The 21,038-nt window shown below is 57.1% G+C and carries 21 protein-coding genes; 12 read left to right on the top strand and 9 right to left on the bottom strand.

The window, feature by feature from the left end:
* The first annotated feature begins 125 nt into the window (after positions 1–125).
* From ACXAE6_RS03260 to ACXAE6_RS03245, 4 genes are all read left to right on the top strand, one after another.
* Positions 126–602: a MarR family winged helix-turn-helix transcriptional regulator gene (locus ACXAE6_RS03260; protein ID WP_475144446.1), complete on the top strand. Its 477-nt coding sequence runs from the start codon at positions 126–128 to the stop codon at positions 600–602.
* The gene (locus tag ACXAE6_RS03255; protein WP_475144444.1) at positions 595–1,692 is read left to right on the top strand and encodes an HlyD family secretion protein; all 1,098 of its coding nucleotides are present in this window, start codon (positions 595–597) and stop codon (positions 1,690–1,692) included. The genes ACXAE6_RS03260 and ACXAE6_RS03255 overlap by 8 nt, the downstream gene beginning before the upstream one ends.
* The gene (locus tag ACXAE6_RS03250) at positions 1,685–3,253 is read left to right on the top strand and encodes a DHA2 family efflux MFS transporter permease subunit (protein WP_475144440.1); all 1,569 of its coding nucleotides are present in this window, start codon (positions 1,685–1,687) and stop codon (positions 3,251–3,253) included. The genes ACXAE6_RS03255 and ACXAE6_RS03250 overlap by 8 nt, the downstream gene beginning before the upstream one ends.
* Positions 3,254–3,335: 82 nt before the next feature.
* Positions 3,336–3,674 (top strand): zinc ribbon domain-containing protein YjdM, encoded by a 339-nt coding sequence (locus ACXAE6_RS03245; RefSeq protein WP_392798795.1) that lies wholly within the window; start codon positions 3,336–3,338, stop codon positions 3,672–3,674.
* A gap of 50 nt (positions 3,675–3,724) precedes the next feature.
* Here the strand turns inward: ACXAE6_RS03245 and ACXAE6_RS03240 are convergent, their stop codons facing one another.
* The 7 genes from ACXAE6_RS03240 to ACXAE6_RS03210 all read right to left on the bottom strand — a co-directional run bounded on the left by ACXAE6_RS03240 (position 3,725) and on the right by ACXAE6_RS03210 (position 11,626).
* A complete protein-coding gene (locus ACXAE6_RS03240; RefSeq protein ID WP_475144435.1) occupies positions 3,725–5,614 on the bottom strand; it encodes a methyl-accepting chemotaxis protein in 1,890 nt (629 codons plus the stop codon).
* Positions 5,615–5,825: 211 nt separating this feature from the next.
* Positions 5,826–6,188 (bottom strand): Na+/H+ antiporter subunit G, encoded by a 363-nt coding sequence (locus tag ACXAE6_RS03235; RefSeq protein ID WP_475144432.1) that lies wholly within the window; start codon positions 6,186–6,188, stop codon positions 5,826–5,828.
* A gap of 21 nt (positions 6,189–6,209) precedes the next feature.
* Positions 6,210–6,479, bottom strand: a complete 270-nt coding sequence (locus tag ACXAE6_RS03230) for a K+/H+ antiporter subunit F (protein WP_475144429.1) — start codon at positions 6,477–6,479, stop codon at positions 6,210–6,212.
* Positions 6,473–6,961, bottom strand: coding sequence for a Na+/H+ antiporter subunit E (locus ACXAE6_RS03225; protein WP_392798807.1), 489 nt, complete (start codon positions 6,959–6,961; stop codon positions 6,473–6,475). Before ACXAE6_RS03225 ends, ACXAE6_RS03230 begins: the two co-directional genes overlap by 7 nt.
* Positions 6,961–8,463, bottom strand: a complete 1,503-nt coding sequence (locus tag ACXAE6_RS03220) for a monovalent cation/H+ antiporter subunit D (protein ID WP_475144424.1) — start codon at positions 8,461–8,463, stop codon at positions 6,961–6,963. Before ACXAE6_RS03220 ends, ACXAE6_RS03225 begins: the two co-directional genes overlap by 1 nt.
* On the bottom strand, positions 8,463–8,828 hold the full coding sequence (locus ACXAE6_RS03215) for a Na+/H+ antiporter subunit C (protein ID WP_392798813.1): 366 nt from the start codon (positions 8,826–8,828) through the stop codon (positions 8,463–8,465). Before ACXAE6_RS03215 ends, ACXAE6_RS03220 begins: the two co-directional genes overlap by 1 nt.
* Entirely contained in the window at positions 8,828–11,626 is a 2,799-nt protein-coding gene (locus ACXAE6_RS03210) for a monovalent cation/H+ antiporter subunit A (protein ID WP_475144418.1), read from the bottom strand. The genes ACXAE6_RS03215 and ACXAE6_RS03210 overlap by 1 nt, the downstream gene beginning before the upstream one ends.
* Before the next feature lie 439 nt (positions 11,627–12,065).
* Here ACXAE6_RS03210 and ACXAE6_RS03205 point away from each other — a divergent pair, with 439 nt between their 5' ends.
* From ACXAE6_RS03205 to eutC, 4 genes are all read left to right on the top strand, one after another.
* Complete coding sequence (locus ACXAE6_RS03205) at positions 12,066–13,403, top strand: ammonium transporter (protein ID WP_475144413.1); 1,338 nt, start codon at positions 12,066–12,068, stop codon at positions 13,401–13,403.
* Between the two features lie 11 nt (positions 13,404–13,414).
* Positions 13,415–13,582, top strand: a complete 168-nt coding sequence (locus ACXAE6_RS03200) for a hypothetical protein (RefSeq protein WP_475144411.1) — start codon at positions 13,415–13,417, stop codon at positions 13,580–13,582.
* A 65-nt stretch (positions 13,583–13,647) separates the two neighbouring features.
* Positions 13,648–15,039, top strand: a complete 1,392-nt coding sequence (locus ACXAE6_RS03195; RefSeq protein ID WP_475144409.1) for an ethanolamine ammonia-lyase subunit EutB — start codon at positions 13,648–13,650, stop codon at positions 15,037–15,039.
* A complete protein-coding gene (gene eutC / locus ACXAE6_RS03190) occupies positions 15,039–15,854 on the top strand; it encodes an ethanolamine ammonia-lyase subunit EutC (protein WP_475144405.1) in 816 nt (271 codons plus the stop codon). Before ACXAE6_RS03195 ends, eutC begins: the two co-directional genes overlap by 1 nt.
* Here eutC and ACXAE6_RS03185 read toward each other — a convergent pair.
* Complete coding sequence (locus ACXAE6_RS03185) at positions 15,851–17,887, bottom strand: oxidoreductase (protein WP_475144403.1); 2,037 nt, start codon at positions 17,885–17,887, stop codon at positions 15,851–15,853. The two genes, eutC and ACXAE6_RS03185, sit on opposite strands and share 4 nt — an antisense overlap.
* 106 nt (positions 17,888–17,993) lie before the next feature.
* On the opposite strand from ACXAE6_RS03185, the gene ACXAE6_RS03180 reads away from it, so the two are divergent.
* Positions 17,994–18,689: a TetR/AcrR family transcriptional regulator gene (locus tag ACXAE6_RS03180; RefSeq protein ID WP_475144401.1), complete on the top strand. Its 696-nt coding sequence runs from the start codon at positions 17,994–17,996 to the stop codon at positions 18,687–18,689.
* Between the two features lie 6 nt (positions 18,690–18,695).
* Here the strand turns inward: ACXAE6_RS03180 and ACXAE6_RS03175 are convergent, their stop codons facing one another.
* Positions 18,696–19,112 carry a GFA family protein gene (locus ACXAE6_RS03175; protein ID WP_475144398.1) on the bottom strand — a complete coding sequence of 139 codons (417 nt, stop codon included), beginning with the start codon at positions 19,110–19,112 and terminating at the stop codon, positions 18,696–18,698.
* Positions 19,113–19,172: 60 nt separating this feature from the next.
* On the opposite strand from ACXAE6_RS03175, the gene ACXAE6_RS03170 reads away from it, so the two are divergent.
* From ACXAE6_RS03170 to ACXAE6_RS03160, 3 genes are all read left to right on the top strand, one after another.
* A complete protein-coding gene (locus ACXAE6_RS03170; protein WP_475144395.1) occupies positions 19,173–19,973 on the top strand; it encodes a pyrroline-5-carboxylate reductase family protein in 801 nt (266 codons plus the stop codon).
* 73 nt (positions 19,974–20,046) lie between these two features.
* Positions 20,047–20,397, top strand: coding sequence for a MerR family transcriptional regulator (locus ACXAE6_RS03165; protein ID WP_475144392.1), 351 nt, complete (start codon positions 20,047–20,049; stop codon positions 20,395–20,397).
* Positions 20,398–20,454: 57 nt separating this feature from the next.
* On the top strand, positions 20,455–21,033 hold the full coding sequence (locus tag ACXAE6_RS03160; protein ID WP_475144390.1) for an NAD(P)H-dependent oxidoreductase: 579 nt from the start codon (positions 20,455–20,457) through the stop codon (positions 21,031–21,033).
* Positions 21,034–21,038 lie beyond the last annotated feature (5 nt).

Below are 21,038 nucleotides of genomic sequence, written 5' to 3'. Positions count from 1 at the left end.
CCTGTTCGTCACAGCGACCGTCGGTGCACCAGGCAGGCACCAAACAGTGCTTTGTGACTTTAGATAGATAGCAAGCTAATTAATAGTTGGCTAGGATAGCGCTCCTTTTTCATCGGGTCGTTGCTATGCCTCATCATTCCGCCGACGTTCAAGAGCAGTTGGGCCGCACCATTGGCCAGGTCGCGCGTCGCTGGCGTGCCGAGCTGGATCGCCGACTGCAACCCTACGGTCTGACCGAATCCCGCTGGCAGATTCTGTTGACGCTGAAACGCGCCACTGAGCCGCTGCGCCAGAAGGAACTCGCCGATGCGCTGTCCATTCAGGGGCCGACGCTGGTGCGCAGTCTGGATTCGCTGGAACGCGAAGGGCTGGTCGAACGCCGCGCCACGGCCGATGACCGCCGCGCCAAAACGGTTCATCTGACCGCCAAGTCTGAACCGGCGCTGGAACAGATTCAGTCGGCCGCACGCAGTATTCGGGCGCAGCTGTTCGTCGGCATCGACCCGCAAGACATCCTGCATTGCCTCAACGTCTTTGACCGCCTCGCCCAACGTCTGGACGAAGTGGCCGCCTTGCCTTTAGGAGAACACCCTCATGACTGACGCGGATGCTGTATCCGTCCGGCGGCATCGCCCGCTGATTTTCGCCACACTCGGTTTGGTCGTTGTCGCCGCCGGTGGTGCCTGGCTGTATCAGCAGTTGACCCATGTGAACATCGCCGATGCGCGCATCGCTGCCGATATGATTTCGGTCAGCAGTCGGGTGGCTGGTCGGGTGACCGCCCTGAACGCCGGCCAGGGCGATCGGGTCGCGCTCGGTACTGTGCTGGCGCAGTTGGATGATCGCGACAGCACACTCAATCTGGCCGGGCTCGATGCTCAGTTGGCGGGTTTGCAGGCACGCCGCGATGAGATGCAGGCGCGCATCAGCCTGACTGATCATCAGACTCAGGCCAGCCTGGATGCCCAACGCGCGCGCATTCGTGCATCCGAAGCCAATCTGGCCGCGGCGCGGGCGCATCTGCAGCAGGCGCGTGCTGATGATGATCGGGCCGAGCGCCTGGCGCCGCAGGGCGTGGTTACTCATGAAAGTCTGGATCAGGCGCGCCTGGCGCTGGAAACCGCCCGACAGCAGGTCCGAACCGCTGAAGCCGAGGTGGAAAGTGCCCAGGCAGCCTTGACGCAATTGACCGCCAGTCGTGAAGAACTGACTGTACTGGAGCGTCAGCTGGCTGAACTGGCGCCCCAGGAAGCTCAGTTGCAGGCGCAGCAACAACGCGCCCAGCTGGCGTTGGACGATCACCGCATCACCATGCCGGTCGATGGCGTGATCGATCAGGTCTTTGTCGATAACGCCGAATTTGTCTCGCCCGGCCAGCGTATTTTGCTGGTGCATAACCCGGCTAAGGTGCGCGTTGAAGCCAACGTTAAGGAAACCGATATCCGGCATTTCTCGATTGGCAAAGCGGTACAGGTCACCGTTGATGCGTTGCCGGGCCGGGTCTTTGAAGGCCGCGTCGAGACCGTCGGTCAGGCCGCGACCAGCGAGTTTGCATTGCTGCCCAGCCCCAACCCCAGCGGTAATTTCACCAAGGTCGGCCAGCGTCTGCCGGTGCGCATTGCCATCGATCAGGTCGATGGCCTGCTCAAACCGGGCATGATGGTGGAAGTGGAGACTCGCACCGGTGGCTAACAGCGCTCCAGACAGCCTGGCGGCGCGCTTCGAACGGCACGGTCCGGGTTATCGTTGGCTGGTGACGGCCACCGTCATGATGGGCACCATCGCCACCATCCTGACCGCGACCATCGTCAATGTGGCGCTGCCGGACATCATGGGCGCGCTGGGTATGAGCCAGGATCAGGCGCAGTTGCTGTCGACCGGTTTTCTGGCGGCGATGACCGGCACCATGCTGGTCAACGCCTGGATGGTCGACTCCTTCGGCCAGCGCTTCACCTATTTAACCTCGGTGATCATCTTCACCTTTGCCTCCATTCTCGGCGGTATCGCACCGAGCAGCGGTGTGCTGATTCTGGCGCGCATCCTTCAGGGCGCCGCAGCCGGGGTGTTACAGCCGCTGGCGATGCAGACCATCTTTATGGTGTTCCCGCCGGAAAAACGCGGCTCAGCGATGGGCATTTACGCCATCGGTGTGGTGCTGGCGCCGGCGCTTGGGCCGACGCTGGGCGGGCTGATGATCGACAGCTTCAGTTGGCGCTATATCTTCTTTATGCCGCTGCCGTTCTGTGTCGCTGGCGTCATGCTGGGCATGCTTTATATGCCCGGCCGCCTGACGCACGGGGCGATCAAGCGTTTCGACTGGACCGGTTTTGCGCTGATGATCGCCTTTCTGGTGTCGCTGCTGACAGCGCTGTCGAACGGCTCGCGTGATGGCTGGACCTCCGACATCATTCTGATCTATTTCACCTTGTCGATTCTCACCGCCGCCGGTTTTGTGATGCGTGAACTGACGGCATCAGCACCGCTGCTGAACTTTCGTTTGTTCGCCAACCCGACTTACGCCAGCGCCTCGGTGATCTCCTTTATCTTCGGTGCCGGCCTGTTCGGTTCTACCTTCCTGATGCCGCTCTTTGTGCAGACCATCCAGGGCTATACGCCAACGCTGTCGGGTTTGCTGTTGATGCCGGCGGGTCTGGCGATGGGCGTGGTGTTTCCTATCGCCGGTCGGTTGTCGGATCGGGTACCGGCCTATCTGACGATTCTGGTTGGGTTGGCCTTGTTCGCCGCTTCGTCGTTTTTGCAATCGAATATCGATTACGGTTCGTCGTTTTGGCAGCTGGCCTGGTGGACTTTGCTCGGCCGGGTTGGTCTGGGCTTTATCATGCCCAGCCTCAACGCCGGTGCGTTGAAGGCGCTGCCGCCGGAGCTGGTCGGCCAGGGCACCGGTGCCATCAACTTTGTGCGGCAATTGGGTTCGGCCTTCGGTGTGAATCTGTTGACGCTCTATCTCAGTACCCGCACTCAGGTGTATGCCAGCCATCTGGCCGCCGCCCAGACCACCGCCAACAGCTCGACCACCGAATTGATGGGGCAGGTATCAGCGCTGCTCGGTCAGGCCGGCCTGAGTGGCGATGCGCAAAGCGTTGGGGTGATGAGTTATCTGGGCCAGATGGTTTATGTGCAGAGCAACATCCACGCATACCGCGACAGCTTCTGGCTGGTCGGTGCTTTATTTGTGCTGACGATGATTCCCACTCTGTTACTGCGAGAGCGCAAGTCTAAGGCGTTGACCTGAAGCAGGGCTTTTGTCGTTGTCTGGGTTATAGTCGCTCGCCCTGGCCGTTATGGCCGGGGCTTTTTTATTGAAGGGGTTTACCATGAGCGATACACCAGCCTGCCCGCAATGTCAGGGCCAATACAGTTATCAGGATCGAGGTCTATGGGTCTGCCCGGAATGCGGCCATGAATGGTCTGCGACCGAGACCGCTGCAGAAAATGAGGCGCCGGTTATTACCGATGCCAACGGTCAACCGCTGGCCGACGGCGATACCGTGACCGTTATCAAAGACCTGAAAGTGAAAGGATCATCGTCAGTGGTGAAGGTTGGTACCAAGGTGAAAAACATTCGCCTGGTCGATGGCGATCACGACATCGATTGCAAAATCGATGGCATCGGTGCAATGAAACTGAAGTCGGAATTTGTGAAGAAAGCCTGAACAAAAACGCCCGCCGGTGGTTTAAAGCGGCGGGCGTGTGTGGAAGTTATTCAGACTTTAAAGCGCAGCACGTCTTCGTTGAGTCGATTGCTCAGCTCCAACAAACGTTTGGCGGTATTGCTGGCCACTTCACTTTCGGTTGCCATCTCATCGCCGACTTCACGAATGGTTTCGGTGTTGCGGTTGATCTCTACCGTCACCGAAGCCTGTTCTTCTGCAGCGGCTGCAATCTGCGTCGCACGATCGTTAATGGCGCTGATAGCCTCGGCAATTTGCTTCAGGCTGTCGCTGGCTTTAACCGCATCGGCCACGCTGTGTGATGCCAGCTCGCCACCTTTGTTCATCGAATCCACCGCGCGTTCAGTGGCTGCACCCAAGGCGCTGATCATCTCTTCGATTTCCTTGGTCGATTCGTGCGTGCGGCTCGACAGCATGCGCACTTCATCGGCCACCACGGCAAAACCGCGGCCGTGTTCTCCAGCACGCGCCGCTTCGATAGCCGCGTTCAACGCCAGCAGGTTGGTCTGTTCGGAGATGCCGGAAATGGTCGACAGAATGGAATTGATTTGCTGAGCGTGCTGGTTCAATTCGGCAATGATGTTGCCTGCCGAACTGACTTCCTGGGCCAGCGTTTCAATCGATTGCTGGCTTTTATCGACTTGTTGTTGGCCTGCGTTGCTGAGCTTAACCGTGTCTCTGGCTGAGTCTGCGGTGCGTTCGGCATTGCCGGCAATTTCCTGAGTCGCCGATGACATCTCGGTCACAGCCGTCGCCACCATATCAATTTCCGATTTGTGACGTTGTACCCGGTCGTGTTGTTTTTGCGCTGACAGCGCTGCAGCGTCGGCCTGACTGCGCAATTCGTTGGCCGCAGTCACCAAACGCGAAACGATGCCGTGCAGCTGTTCGACAAAGCGATTGAAATTGCCCGATAACTGACCGATTTCGTCATTGTTATGAATCGGCAATCGTTGCGTTAAATCACCATTGCCACTGGCAATCTGATGCAAGGTACTGGACACCGTTTCCAGGCTCTTAAACAGCACTTTGAATAACGCCAACAGCGCGCCCACGGCAACCACCACGATCAGTAAGGCAGTGCCCAGCTGGATGTACAACTGACGAGTCACCGGTGCCATCATGGTGGCTTTATCCATCACCAGCACCAGTGTCCATTCGGTGGTGGGGATGCCCACGGAAAAGACGAAACTTTGCTGACCGGCAATATCGGTTTCGACCAGGGCATCGGCCAAGGTTAATTCCTGCAGTCTTTCCTGGCTGAGAAAGGGCGAAAAATCGACCGCCGGTTTGCGTTGCCAATCGCTGTTAGGGTGTGCCACCAACTGGCCATTGCGGTCGATTAAAATGGCGTAACCGTCGCCCGGTACTTTCAGGGCGTTGACGTTCTCGGTCAGCGTATCCAGGGTCAGGTTGCCGCCTACCACGCCAATGATGCGATTGTTACGGCGTACCGGTTCGGCCAGGGTGACCACAAACTCACCTGAGGTTGCCGAGGTAAAGGGGTCGGCCAGAAAGCTGCCCTGATTGGCCATGGCTCCTTTGTACCAACTGCGTACTCGCGGGTCATAGCCTTCAATATCAGTGCGGGTACTGCGATACATCTCGCCTTGTTCAGTACCATAATAGGCCAGCGACAATTGCAAACCCTGAACCACCAGATCGAGAAACTGGTAAGGCTCAACATTGGGGTTTTGCGGAATGGCGAGCGCCACTTCCTTGATGCTGTTGCGGCGATCGTCCAGCCAGGCGCCGACGCGTTCGGCAAAGGCGGTAGCGAACAGATCAACATCGTGGTCGAGCGTCTGTTTAATATTGGAACTGAGACTGGACAGGCTGAGCCAGAGCAAAGTAGCCGTCAAAATGATCAGGCAGAGAGTGGATGTCAGCAGTAATTTGAACCGCAAAGACAAGTTTTTCATTGGCGGAATGACCAGAGTGGACAAGGGTTCATTAAGCGTAGTTCAGCCTAGTCCAGGCGCTAGTGGAAGCCGCCAGGGCGGGGCTAAATAATGGTCTTTTCCGGTGGTCTGTCGAGCAAAGCGAGAACGGGTGCGGCGTTCAGAGCGTCGGCTGGTTTAGGGACGCTCCGTACCAAAGCAAGCCGCACGCTGTTCGGATGTTGTGTTCCGGTTATGACTGCGGATTATCGCGTTCTTTGGCATCGGAAGTCAGGTTGGTATTGCGGGTCCGTTCCAGCGGTTCGCTGTCTTGGTGCAGCGCCGCCTTGGCCAGCATGTGCGCGGTGATTGGCGCGGTGATCAACAGGAACAGGGTGATCACCAGTTCTTTCACGCTCAAACCGTTCTGATCGAAGCTGAAATAAATACAGGATGCGATCAACATCCCACCTATACCCAGCGTCGATGCCTTGGTCGGGGCGTGCAGGCGAGTGAAAAAATCCGGCAGCCGTGCCAGGCCGATGGAACCGACCAGCAGAAAAATTGAGCCTAACAGCAGCAGCGCTACTACGATCCATTCGGTGACAGCATTCATGGTGCTAATCCGTCCTTTGCGTTATTCGATGATGTCGCCGCGCAACAGATATTTGCACAGCGCAGCGGTGCTGACGAAGCCGAGCATGGCAATCAGCAGGGCGCCTTCGAAGTACAGTGGTGAGCCGAAAAACAGCCCCAGCAAGACGATCAGCGCGATGGAATTAATGTACATGGTATCGAGCGCCAGAATGCGGTCGAGCACGCTCGGTCCCTGGATCAGCCGATACAGATTCAGCAGCAGCGCCAGGCCGACCAGGGCGCAACAGATCAGCACGATCAACGTCAGCATCCGAACATCTCCTTGAGCGGTTTTTCATAGCGTTGCTTGATGGTGGCGATGGTCTTGGCTTCATCATCCAGGTTCAACACATGCACATACAGATGGCTGCGATCTTTGCTCACCTCAACACTCACGGTGCCAGGCGTCAGCGAAATACTGGACGCCAGCAAGGTCACCGGCAGGTGCTCGGTGGTATCCAGAGGGATCACAATAAAACCCGGATTCAGTTTGCGCAGCGGACCGAGCACCTGAATGGCTACCTCGACGTTGGACAACACAATGTCCCACAACAGCATCAGTACATAGCGCGCTGCCAATACCGGTTTACGCAAGGTCGGATGGGTTTTCTGCAAGGGTGTGGTCAGCTTGGGAATCACCAACGCCAGAATCGCGGCTAACAGAATATGGCCCGGGGCGATGGAGTTGTTCAACAGCAACCAGACCACAAACAGAATCAGACTCAGGAAGGGATGGGGCAACAGGCGGTTCATCAGCGACCTCCTTCCAGCAGCGGCTGGACATCGGGATAGATGGCTTCCATCTGCGCCACGGCGCCAGCGGCAAACTCGGTCGCTGAACCACCGAAAATGACCAGCAGCGGCGATGCCAGCAACAGCAAAATAATGGCCGCCAATTGCACCGGCGCGGCTTTTTCACCGCTGGGTTTGGAACCCGACAAGTGCCAGAACAGATTGGTACCTGCGCGCGACAGCGCCACCATAACGGCCAGACTGCTGAGCAGGATAGTGCTCCACACCCAGGCCATGGTGGTGGCGGTATCGGCGGCTTGCAGCAGCAGGGCTTTGCCGATAAAGCCGGACAGCGGTGGCAGGCCGACCACGGTGACCGCGGCCACGAAGAACAGCGCGCCCAGAACCGGTGCTTGCGCCATGGGACGGCTGACGACAAAGCGGTCTGACGCCTGGCCGCGCTGGGTGGCAATCAGATCAGCCAGCAAAAACAGCGCGCCGGTCACCAAGGTGGTGTGTACCAGATAATAGAGCCCGGCGATAAAGGCCTCGGGGTTCAGCAAGACAATCGCCAGCAGCAGAGTGCCGGCGGAAATCAACACCAGATTGGCGATCAGCAGCCGCAGCGTCGGTGCTGCCAGCGCACCGACGGACGCAACCACTATGGTGCCGATGGCCAGCGGCCAGATCCACGGCACGGCAACGAATGCCAGTTCGCCTGCACCAGCGCCAAAGACGACGGTGTGAATGCGGAAGATGGCGTAGATGCCCACCTTAGTCATGATGGCAAAGAGCGCCGCTACCGGCGCGCTGGCCACTGAGTAAGTGCGTGGCAGCCAGAAATGCAACGGCAGCATGGCGGTTTTCAGACCAAACACCAGCAGCAGCAACAGCACGCCGGTCTGCGCCAGAATGCGCATGCCCGGTGACAGGCCCGCCGCACGCGACGCCATATCGGCCATGTTCAGCGTGCCCAGCGTGCCGTACAGAATACCCAGCGCGAACAGAAAGAACGCCGAGCCGATCAGGTTCAGAGTGACGTAATGCACGCTCGCCTGGGTTTTTTGTTTGCCGCCACCGTGAATCAACAAGGCGTAAGAGGCGATCAGCAGCACTTCGAAGAAGACGAAGAGGTTGAAAATATCGCCGGTCAGAAAGGCGCCGTTGATGCCCATCAACTGATACATAAACAGCGAGTGGAAATACTTACCCTTATTGTCGTCGCCAGCCAGGGAATAGAGCAGGGCGCCGAACGCCAGCACCGAGGTCAGCAGCACCAGCAGTGCCGACAGACGGTCGGCCACCAGGATGATGCCGAACGGCGGACGCCAGTCACCGAGCACATAAATCTGGCTTTGAATCAGACTTTGCTGGAGCAGCAGGAAAGCCGCTGCGATCAACACCAGCAGGCTGATCACGCTGGTGGTGCGCTGACGGCGAATACCGCCACCGAGCGGTGGCAGCAACATCAGAGTGCCCATCAACAGTGGAATCAGGATGGGCAGGATCGGCAGATGAGACATCAACGCTTCTCCTTGTCGGCGACCGCACTGGCGGGTTCTTCCGAAGGCGGGTTGGTGCCGTCGACGTGATCGTTACCCAGGTCGGCGCGGGCGCGAATGGCGAGGATGACCACAAAGGCGGTCATCGCAAAGCCGATGACGATGGCCGTCAACACCAGCGCTTGCGGCAGTGGATCGGCGTAACTGCCATTGCCCAGAATCGGCGCGCCGTTAATGGTTAAACGACCACTGGAAAACAGGAAAAGGTTGACCGCGTAGGACAACAGCGTAATGCCGACGACCACCGGAAAGGTGCGTCCGCGCAAGGTCAGAAAAACACCGCAGGCGGTCATCAAACCGACGCAAAAAGCGAATACCGCTTCCATTATTGATGCTCCGTCTCGCGGGCGCGCTCACCGGTGGTGAGCTGGCCCAGGTTGGCAAGGATCAGCAAGGTGGCACCGACGACGGTCAGGTAGACGCCCAGGTCGAAGGCCATGGCGCTGGCGACTTCAAACTTGCCGATGATTGGCCAGTAGAGGTAATCGTGCCAGGAGGTCAGGAACGGCCGGTCCCAGATCCAGGCACCCAGACCAGTCAGCACAGCGATCAACAGACCGCTGCCAATCACCTTCTGGTAATCCAGCTTGAGCCGGTCTTTGACCCAGTCGACACCGTGAGCGATGTACTGCTGAATCAGCGCAATGGAGGTGATTAGACCGGCGATAAAGCCGCCGCCAGGCAGGTTGTGACCGCGCAGGAAAATGTAAGCCGAGACCAGCAGCGCCAGCGGCAACAAGCCCTGGGAGATCACCGCCAGCATCATCGGATGCTTGTCTTCGGCCCAGGGACGACCGCTGGAATCGCCGGTCGGTTTGAACAGCCGCATGCGTGAAATCAGCTTGTAGATACCCAGCGCAGCAATGCCGAGCACGGTAATCTCACCGAGCGTATCGAAGCCCCGGAAGTCGACCAGAATGACGTTGACCACGTTGGTGCCACCGCCGCCTTCTTTGGCGTTGGCCAGGAAATAATCGGAGATGCTGTCCAGTGGCCGGGTCAGCAGGGCGTAGTTCAGCGTCCCGATAACACCACCGATCAACGCCGCCAGCGACAGATCACGCGCTACCCGTCTTGGCGACGATTCCTTGGGCGTGTTCTGCGGCAGGAAGTAGAGCGCCAGCAACAGCAGAATGATGGTCACCACCTCGACCGACAGCTGGGTCAGCGCCAAATCCGGCGCCGAGAACAGCGCGAAGGCCAGCGACACGATCAGCCCCACCACCGACAGCATCAGCAGCGCCACCAGTCGCTGGCGATGCCAGATGATGGTCGCCAGCGAACAGAACGCCAGCAGAGCCGCGCCGGAGAGCATCACCGCATCGACCGGAATCTGCGGTTTCAGGCCGGCGGTGGCGTTCAGGTTAAACAGCGGCGCGGCCATCAGAATCAGCGCCAGCACCACCAGGAAGAAGGTGTAGCGTTGCAGCGAGCCGTTATCGAACCAGCCCTGGATGGCCGCGCACTTGCGCATCAGCCATTTGACGCTGTTATCGAAGATCAAACTGGCGTTGGCCTCAGGGAACTGCGCCTGGAACTGAAACAACTTATGGCGATTGATATAGACGTAAGCGCCACCGGCCATGGCCAGGCCGCTCATCAGCAGCGGCAGGTTAAAGCCGTGCCAGATATAAAGGCCGTAGTAAGGCAGCTTATCGCCACCGATTACCGCCAGCGACGCCGAGGCCAACAAATCACCGACCACCAGCGCCGGCCAGATGCCAATCAGCAAACAGAGTGCGACCAGCACATCCACCGGCAAGCGCATGTAACGCGGTGGCTCGTGCGGGGTTTTGGGCAGATCGATCGGCTCGCCATTGAAGAACACATCGTGAATAAAGCGTAACGAATAAGCGACTGAGAAACCGGCACCGATGGTCGCCAGCACCGGAATCATCCAGCTCAATGAACCGAGCGAGCTTTGGTGCAGTGTTTCGGCGAAGAACATCTCCTTGGACAGGAAGCCATTCAATAACGGCACCCCGGCCATCGCCGCCGCCGCCACCATCGCCAGCGTCGCGGTGTAGGGCATGTATTTCCACAAACCATTTAACTGACGCATATCGCGCGAGCCGGATTCGTGGTCGATGATGCCTGCGGCCATAAAGAGCGATGCCTTAAAGGCCGCGTGGTTGATGATATGAAAGACGGCCGCCACCGCAGCCAGATCCGAACCCATGCCCAACAACAGGGTGATCAAACCCAGATGACTGACGGTCGAATAAGCCAGCAAACCTTTCAGGTCGTGTTTTAGCAAGGCGGTATAGGCGCCGAGCAGCATGGTCAGCAAGCCGGTCAGGCTGACCACCAAAAACCACAGTTCGGTGCCGGCGAGCACCGGATAAAAGCGCGCCATCAAAAAGATGCCGGCTTTAACCATGGTGGCCGAATGCAGGTAAGCACTGACCGGCGTCGGTGCCGACATCGCATGGGGCAGCCAGAAGTGGAAGGGGAACTGCGCCGACTTGGTGAAGGCGCCGAGCAGGACCAGCGCAATGATGATCGGGTAGGCCGCGTGGTCACGCAGCAGATCACCGCTGGCGAGCACATCGCCCAGTTCATAACTGCCGACGATTTTGCCGATCAACAGCACACCGGCGAGCAGCGCCAGGCCACCCATACCGGTGACGGTCAGCGCCATGCGCGCGCCTTTGCGGGCCTCGGTTTTGTGATGCCAGAAACTGATCAGCAGGAAGGAGGACAGACTGGTCAACTCCCAGAACACCCACATCTGAATCAGGTTGTGCGACACCACGATGCCGAGCATGGCGGTCATAAACAGAATCAGATAGGCGTAGAAGCGGCCCATGGAATCCTGTTCAGACAGGTAATAGCGGGCGTAGAGAATGATCAGCAGGCCAATGCCCAGCACCAGGATGGCAAACAGCAAGGCCAGACCATCCAGATGCACCGATACCGACAGGCCCAGCAGCGGCACCCAGTCGATGGTTGAAACCAGGGTTTCACCGGCGAAAACCGCGGGCAGATTGGACAACACCAAAGCCAGCGCCGCCGCAGGCAATAGAGCAGTGAAAAAAGCACAGGCACTACGACCAAAGCGAATGGTCAGCGGCGGAACCACTGTGCCGATCAGGGTTAACAGTGGTATCCAAAGCAAATTCATCGAACGCAAGCTCCAAAGCGTAGGGCGGTGACTGTTATCGGCTCAGTGCGCGATCTAACAGTGACCAGCATCGTTCAGTGTTCAACGGCCATTGAGAATAGCCAACCCCTGGAGAAGCGTCCAGATTGGTGAACGCTTTCACAAAGTTGTTATCCGGCATGGATGTGCGTGCAAGCGGGTCACTGTCTGATCCCGTTGCTTAAATTCCAAAAGCCGCCTTTACATGCAAACCATCAAAGTTATGCACTGCAAAGGCGCCAGAGCCATTCGATCGGGGTTCACCCTAGTGCCTGAATCGGTGCATTGACGACCCGGGAAAAGCTTAAGTGTTTGCTTTCTAACCGCTTTTTAATCCAGGGCGCAGTTATTGCTTTGCTCGGCTGTCGGTCGTAGGCATTGGCGGTGTGTCCTCACCGTGCTCACACAAAAGGAACTCGGTATGACGGAAATGGCACTGACCCCGGAACAATTACAGGCGATGATCGAAATGTCCGGCACCATCAATATGGAAGTTTTTTATTGGTGGTGTACAGGGCTGATGGTCATTATTCACGCGGGATTTCTCGCTTATGAAATGGGTGCGTCACGGCTGAAAAATGCCTTGGCGTCGGGCGTGAAAAACATCCTCGCCTTCGCCTTTATTATCCCGACGTTTTTCTTTTTCGGCTGGTGGATTTATCTGGCCATGTACGGCGGCTTTATTCCCGACTTCGAAGCCGGTACCGGTGGTGTACCCTGGTTGTCGGCCATGGGTCCTAACCTGATCGATAACGGCACCGGAATTTTCTGGGGTGCTTTCGTGTTGTTCGCCGCCACCACAGCGTCGATTTTTTCCGGCGCGGTGATTGAACGCATTCGCATGAGTGCCTTTATTATTCTGGCGATTGTTCTTGGTTCCGGCGTCTGGATTCTGGGTGCCTCCTGGGGCTGGCATCCCGATGGTTGGCTGACTACCAAATGGGGCTTCCACGATTTCGGCGCCGCTGGCTGTGTGCATATGGTGGCCGGTTTCTTTGCGCTGGGTGTGATCATCAATCTGGGTCCGCGCATCGGTCGTTTTGCAGCCGACGGTACACCGGTGATGATTAAAGGTCACAGCGCACCGATGAGTATTATCGGTTTGATGCTGATCATCGTTGGCTTCTTCGGTTTCCTGGGTGGCTGCATCATCTACAACACTGGCGCCCAGTGGACCACCATCTTCGGCACGCCGACCACTTTATCCGCGGTCAGCTTTAATACCCTGATGGCGTTTTCCGGTGGCATCATCGGTGCCTACTGTATTACCCGTCAGCCGTTCTGGATGATGTCCGGTGCGCTGGCCGGTATTTTTTCCGCCGCGCCAGGCCTCGACTTGTATTACCCGCCGCTGGCATTTTTGCTCGGTATTCTTGGTGGTGTAGTCACGCCATTGGCCGATAAATTCATCACCTCGAAGTTCAAACTGGACGACGCTGTCGGCGCTTTTTCGGTGCACGGTATCGGTGGCCTGATCGGCGTGGTCAGCCTGGGTATTTTCTCCGGTTATCCGAATGTGAATGGCCCGGACGTCAGCTTCTTTGGTCAGTTGGCCAGTGCTGGCGTGATGGCCGCTCTTGGCTTTATTCCCGGCTATGTGTTGTCGCTGATCATGGCCAAGTTTGGTGTGCTGCGCGTACCGCCTAAGGCAGAAATTGCCGGTCTCGATCTGGTGGAAGTACCGCTGGAAGCCTATCCAGAAGCCGTCCCGGCTTATAAACCCGATAACAGTGGCGCTGGCGCTGCTGTCACTGCTTAAGGAGATTGATCATGGCCAGTCCTATCACCAGTTGGGAAGGCGCCGAAGCCGTCTTCACCTTTGCCGATCAGCCGACCGTTGTTTTTGGCATCTTTGTACTGTCGGTCATCGTGACGGTGGGGGTCATCATCTCGACCTTCCGCCACGAGAACCACAGCTATATTGATTACCAGGATTAAACCGCCGGAAAGAAAAATGCCGGAGTTTCGACTCCGGCGTTTTACGTTAATTAAGGCATCAATAGATGGCATCCTATTCGTTTGATTGCTACGGCAACCGCTGGCACTTCGAAGACCTCAAAGACCTGCTGGCCAAGGCCACGCCGTTACGGTCGGGTGATCAATTGGCGGGTTTGGCGGCGCAGTCGGCCGAGCAACGAGTGGCCGCGCAGATGGCGCTGGCGGATTTGCCATTAAAAACGTTTTTAAATGAGTTGGTGATTCCTTATGAGCGTGACGAAGTCAGTCGATTAATCGTCGATACGCACGATGTCGCGGCCATGGCCCCGGTGGCGTCGTTGACCGTCGGAGAATTTCGCAACTGGCTGCTCTCGGATGCCGCTAACGCGGAGAGTCTGCGCTCACTGGCGCCAGGTCTGACGCCGGAAATGGTGTCGGCGGTGAGTAAAATCATGCGCGTTCAGGACCTGATTCTGGTGGCGCAAAAATGCGAAGTTGTCACCGCCTTTCGCAATACTGTTGGTTTATCGGGCCGCATGTCGACACGGCTGCAACCGAACCATCCCACCGACGATCCGGCCGGTATCGCCGCCAGCGTGCTCGATGGTTTGCTGTACGGCAATGGCGATGCGGTGATCGGTATTAACCCCGCCACCGACAGTCCGCAGGCGGTGATAACGTTAATGAAAATGCTCGATGATGTGATCCAGCATTACGACATTCCGGCGCAATCCTGTGTGCTCACTCACGTCAGTACCCATCTGCAGGCAATGCAAAAAGGTGCGCCGGTCGATCTGGTATTTCAGTCCATTGCCGGTACCGAAAAAGCCAATAAAAGTTTTGGTATCGATCTGGCGTTATTAAGCGAAGCGCATCAGGCCGCACTCGAATTAAAGCGCGGCACGGTCGGCAATAATGTGATGTATTTTGAAACCGGCCAGGGCAGTGCGCTTTCGGCCGATGCCCATCATGACGTCGACCAGCAGACCTGCGAAGTCCGCGCTTACGCGGTGGCGCGGGCTTTCGATCCGTTGCTGGTCAATACGGTGGTCGGCTTTATCGGACCGGAATATTTGTTTAACGGCAAACAGATTATTCGCGCCGGTCTGGAAGATCATTTTTGCGGCAAACTGCTCGGCCTCCCGATGGGCTGTGATATCTGCTACACCAACCACGCCGATGCCGATCAGGACGACATGGATATGTTGCTGACGCAACTGGCGGTCGCCGGCGTGAATTTTATTATGGGCATTCCCGGCAGCGACGACATCATGCTCAATTATCAGACCACCAGTTTTCACGATGCGCTCTATGTCCGTGAAGTACTGGGTAAGAAACCGGCGCCGGAATTCGATGCCTGGCTGCAGCGCATGGGGATTTTTTCGGATGCTGGCCGGCTAGCGGTTGGTGATCAATTGCCGCCAGCCTTTCAGAAAACACTGGGGTATGATTTTTAATGGCTGATCAGCAAAAGACCGTCCAGGAAAATCGGTGGCAGCGGTTGCGTGAGTACACCGATGCGCGTATTGGCTTGGGTCGCAGCGGCATCAGTTTGCCAACCCAACATCATCTGGATTTTCAGTTGGCGCACGCCGCAGCGCGTGACGCCGTTAAACGCCCCATCGACTGGTCGGAGCTGGATGCGGTTATTAAAACGACGCGCATTCCCAGCCTGGCGTTGCACAGCCAGGCGCAGAACCGAAACCATTATTTACAGCGGCCGGATCTCGGTAGAAAGCTCAATGCCGATTCGGCACAGCAGTTGATGCGCTGGCGTGAACAACACCCTGCGCCTCAGGTGGCGATTGTTATTGCTGATGGCTTATCGACCACCGCTGTCGAAGCTCAGGCCCCGGCCATGGTGCAGCAACTATTGCCTGATCTCGCCAAGCTTAATTTGACTACGGAATTAATCTGCCGTGTCGATCAAGGTCGGGTTGGCATCGGTGATGACATTGCCGAGCGCACCGGCGCCGAGCATTTAATTCTGCTGGTCGGCGAACGCCCCGGCCTGAGTTCACCCGACAGTCTGGGTATTTATTACACCTTTCATGCGGGCACCGATAGCAGCGACGCCGACCGCAATTGCCTGTCGAATATCCGTCCGGCAGGCCTCGCTTTTGCCGAAGCCAGCCGGCGTTTATGTTGGCTGATGCGCGAAGCGACCAAGCTGGGTTATTCCGGTGTCAAACTGAAAGATGATTCAGCCAGCGACATTCTCGATGCACCCAGCCACAATAATTTTCTGGTGCCACCACGTACGGCTGATTAAAGATCTTTCACCAGCCGCAACGCATCATAAATAGCCGCATGGGTATTGCGCGACGACACCGCATCGCCGATGCGAAACAGCTGAAAGGTGCCGGCGTCGTTACGAATGGCTTCCTGAATTTCGCCAGCGATCAGCGCATCGTAATTCACTTCGCCGCCGTTCGATGACTGCGGTTTTAACTCGAAATACAGATCATCCAGCGGGCGATTGCCGTAGTTAACCACTACCTGGTCAATGTGACGTTGTTGAGCGATGTCCAGGTAATCACTGCCGACAGTTGCAACCAATTCGGAACCGTCTTTGGTTACCGAGGTCAACCGATAGGTCGGCGTAAAACGCACATTGTCGCGCTGTAAATTGCGCATATAAGGCACCAGGTTCATCGCCATAATTTCTGGAGATACGCTGCGGTCCGGTGTCATGATTTCCAGTTCCGATCCGCTGGCAGCGATGATTTCGGCAGCCTGCAGGGCAGGGTGATCACCGGCTTCGTCAAATAGCAAAACGCGCGATCCAGGTTTAACGTGGCCCGATAAAATATCCCAGCTCGATACCGTTAATTCGTGGCCGTCACTGGGCTGATCATCAATCGGATAACCGCCGGTGGCGACAATCACCGCATCCGGTTTTTCAGCTAATACGTCGTCTGCTTCGGCCCAGCAGTTGTAGCGAAATTCAACGCCGAGTCGTTCGCACTCAGCCACACGCCAATCCACAATGGCGATCATTTCGCGGCGGCGTTCGCTTTGGGCGGTCAGCCGAACCTGGCCACCGGCATCGCTCATGGCTTCCATCACCACCACGCTATGACCGCGTTCGGCAGCAACTCGGGCCGCTTCCAAACCACCCGGACCAGCGCCGATAACGACGATTTTGCGTGCCACCTCGGCCGGCTCAATATCATGCGGCATAGTGGTTTCGCGACCGGTTGCGGCGTTGTGAATGCAATAGGCCGCGCCGCCTTGGTAGATGCGATCGAGACAATAGTTGGCCCCCACACAGGGACGGATACGATCTTCCTGACCGGCCATTAATTTGCGCACGATGTGCGGGTCGGCCATATGCGCGCGGGTCATGCCGATCATATCGACCTTGCCGGTTTCAATGGCATAACGGGCGGTGCCGATGTCCTGAATTTTGGCACCGTGGAAGGTTGGGAAATCGGTGTGCTTACGAATCTCACCGGCGAATTCCAGGTGCGGTGCACTGCGCATCCCTTGTACCGGTATCACATCGGTTAGACCCGGATCCGTATCAATATGGCCGCGCACCACGTTGAGAAAATCGACCAGGCCGCTGTCTTTTAACCGCTGTGAAATACTCAAACCGTCTTCAGCGCTCAGACCACCGTCGAGCATTTCATCCCCGGTGTAACGCACGCCAAGCAAGAAGTTTTCACCGACGCGTTCGCGAATGGCGGCCAAGACTTCAAAGGTGAACCGCAGACGATTGTCGAGGTTGCCGCCATAAGGGGAATCGAGCGTATTGGTCAGCGGCGACCAGAACTGGTCCATCAAATGGCCGTAGGCCTGCAATTCCAAGCCATCGAGACCAGCCGCCTGCATGCGTTCGGCGGCGTCGGCGTAATCGCGGATCAGTCGCTCAATGTCCCAGTCTTCCACCTGTTTGGCGAAGGCGCGGTGCGCCATTTCGCGTTGGCTGGAGGCGGAGATCGTAGGCAACCAGTCGGCTTTGTCCCAGCGGGTGCGCCGGCCCAGATGCGTTAACTGAATCATCACCGCCGTGCCGTAGTCGTGGCATTCATCGGCCAGGCCGCGCAGCCAGGGCACAACTTCATCCTGATAGGCGAGGATGTTGTTAAACACTGGCGGGCTGTCTTTAGCCACCGAGGCGGAGCCGGCAGTCATGGTCAGACCGATGCCGGCCTTGGCGCGCTCGACATGGTAAGCCCGATAGGCTTCTTTGGGCATGCCATCGACTGGGTAAGCTGGCTCGTGGGCGGTCAGCATCAGGCGGTTTTTCAGCGTCAGATGCTTGAGCTGATAGGGCTGCAACAACGGGTCGAGTGCCATGACAAGCCTCGGCTTCGGGTGGGCGAGCCGTCAACTTAGCGATGACTGTACACTGGTGTCAAGATGTAAGACACTGATGTACATTGTGTGTCGTTTATGGAACATCATGACTGGTCAGACAGAGAGAACTACCCATAAAAGTGCCAATAAGGGCCGGGCCGAAGACTGGCTTAATCTGGCCTATGACCGGCTGATCCGCTCCGGCGTTGAAGCGGTGAAAATTCAGCCTTTAGCAAAAGCACTGAATACTTCGCGCACCAGCTTTTATTGGTTCTTCAAAGATCGCGATGCCTTGCTCGATCAACTGATTGAGCGTTGGAAAAACACCAACACCCAGGGTTTGATTCAGCAGACTGAGCGCTACGCCGAAAGCGTCGTGGAAGCCATTTTGAATGTGTTCGATTGCTGGCTGGAACCACGCTTGTTCGATGCCGATTTTGAATATGCGATCCGCCATTGGGCACTGCATTCGCAGTCGGTAGCGGACGCCGTCGAGGAGGCCGATGAACGCCGCTTGCAAGCCTTGCGCGTTATGCTTAAACGCTATGATTTTCCAGACGGTGAGGCCGATGTTCGCGCCCGCACTATTTATTTAACGCAGATCGGTTATATCTCGATGCGCACTCAGGAAAACCTCAGTGAACGGCTCATTCGCATGGTGGAGTATGTGCGGGTTTTTACTGGAAGAACGTGCAGCGGAAACGATCTGGCGCGCTTTGTCGCGCGCCATCACGATGATCCGCAAGGCTGGTTAAAGACCCATCAACAGCAGGTCGTGCAAGCCTGGTTGGAAGACGACTAATGAACCTCAGGACTGGCGTTGGTGCACCGCAACGCCTTCGGGCAATTTAAACCAATCCTGCTTCTCACTGACCCAGACATGCATCGTCGGTTGAATCACCCGGGTGTCTTCCAGGGTGCTGGGTTTGAGTTTGATGTGGTCCGGGTCGGCCGGGTTGAAATGGTAAATGCGATTGCCGCAATCGGGGCAGAACGCAGCGCCGTTGGTGTTGCCGCTGTCGGCTTGGCGTTCCCAGAATTTCAGGTCACCATGAAAGGTGAGCGCGCTGGCTTTCACCATAGCCGTTACGCTAAATGCACTGGTCGACAGCTTCTGACACTGCCGACAATGACAGGCAATCACTTTTAGTGGTGGCTCGGACAACTCGTAGGTGATGCCACCGCATTGGCACGAACCCTTAAGCGGGTATTGAATGTCAGTCATGATCGGCTCCAGGCTGTTGGTCGGTCGCCATAAATTCCCAGCTTTGCAGAGGATTGGCAAATGCAAAATCATCAACGCCTCGGCATTATCGGTGGTTTCGGCTGGATGGGGCGTTCGCTGGGCCGGGCGGTGTTAACTCGAGGGCTGATTGAACCCGGCCAACTGATGGTTTCGTCGCGTTCACCGCAAGCAGCGGTTTATGCCGACTGGCCAGGTGTGGAGATCACCACCGATAACCAGCAATTGGTCGAGATGGCCGATCTGATTGTGTTGTCGATTCGCCCGCAGGATTTATCCGAGCTGAGCATCAATGCTCAGGGCAAAACGGTGATTTCTTTGCTGGCGATGACCGACGCCGATCAGCTTGCGCAGCAGCTGAAAACCGACCGCCTTGTGCGTGCCATGCCCAATGCCGCCGCCGAAATCGGCCGGGCGTTTTATCCCTGGTGGGCGAGCGAAACGGTGTCGCAAGCAGACCGCCGGGACGTGCAGCATCTGTTGTCCAGCTGCGGCAGGGCGAGTGAAGTGCCAACGGAAGCTGCTTTCAGTTATCTGGCGGCCTTGTCTGGCCCAGGTCCGGCGCTGCCGGCTTTGCTGGGCAGAGCCATGTTGGCTCACGCTAAAGCTCAGGGTTTGGCTGACGACCTCGCGCTCGAGGCGGTGCTGCATACGCTGGCCGGTGGCAGTGAACTGTTGTTGCATGAAGGCGCCGACCCGACCGCCATGGTCGATGCGCTGATCGGTTATCAGGGCGTGAGTGCGGCTGCCTTGCAAAGCCTGACCGACAGTGGTTTTGAACAACAAGTGGCGCAAGCCCTGGAAGCCGCCCATCAGGTTGAGTTAAAACCGTTTTCGCAATAAGCCTCATCCAACTGGAAAACGCCGCGCGCTCCCCCATTTGAAATATCGAGCTATCACCAGTAAGGGCACCAGGATGTACATCGGAGAACTCGCCAATCGCACCGGCACCACACCCAAGGCACTGCGCCATTACGAAAGTCTGGGCATCTTGCCAACGCCCAGGCGACGTGGCCGTTACCGTGACTACAGCGATGAGCATCGTTATTACGTCGAGCTGATCCAGTCCGCCAAGGCGCTGGGGCTGACGTTGAAGGAAATTCGCAGCGCCGGGCCGGTCGATCCGCAAGCACCCTATTCGACCGGCGTTGCCGCTTTGTTGCAACGCAAACGTCAGGCGTTGCTCGATGACATCCAACAACGCCAGCAATCACTCAACGCCATCAATCAATGCCTGAACGATTGGCAAAGATGCACTGAGGCTTGACTCTGCCCTTAGGGGCAGACGTCAGACTGACGGTTCATTGGTTAAGGAGTTATCGCAATGAGTCGTAAAATACTGGTGTTAAATGGCAACCCTAAAACCAACAGCCTGAGTCGGGCACTGACCGAGCGCTACGTCAGTGCTGCCAAAGCGCAGCATGAAGTGCATCAACTGAGCGTCGGTGAGATGGATTTCGAGCCGGATCTGATGGAAGGCTATTCGCAAACCCAACCTCTGGAGACCGACCTGGAAATCTTCCAGACGGAATTACAGTGGGCCGATCATTGGGTTGTCGTCGCGCCCATCTGGTGGGGTGGTCCTCCGGCGAAATTAAAAGGCTTATTCGACCGGGCACTGCACCCTGGCTTCGGCTTTAAATACCGCCCCAATTCGTTGCTACCTGAACGCCTGTTAACCGGCCGCAGCGCGCGCTTGATTCTGACCATGGATACGCCGATCTGGTACGACCGGTTGGTGCTGAAAAAACCGGGCGTGCGTTTGCTTAAAACCGCAACGATGGAGTTTTGTGGTATCAAGCCGGTGCGGGTAACCAGCTTTGGGCCAGTGGTGCAATCCACTGAACAACAACGCCAGCGTTGGTTAGAAAAAGTGGCCCGCCTGGGCGCGGCAGGCCGGTAATTTCT

The sequence above is a fragment of the Saccharospirillum sp. ABV4_185 genome, from assembly GCF_056159245.1.
The sequence above is the reverse complement of the archived record's forward strand: the minus strand, read 5'-3'. Positions and strand labels throughout refer to the sequence as shown.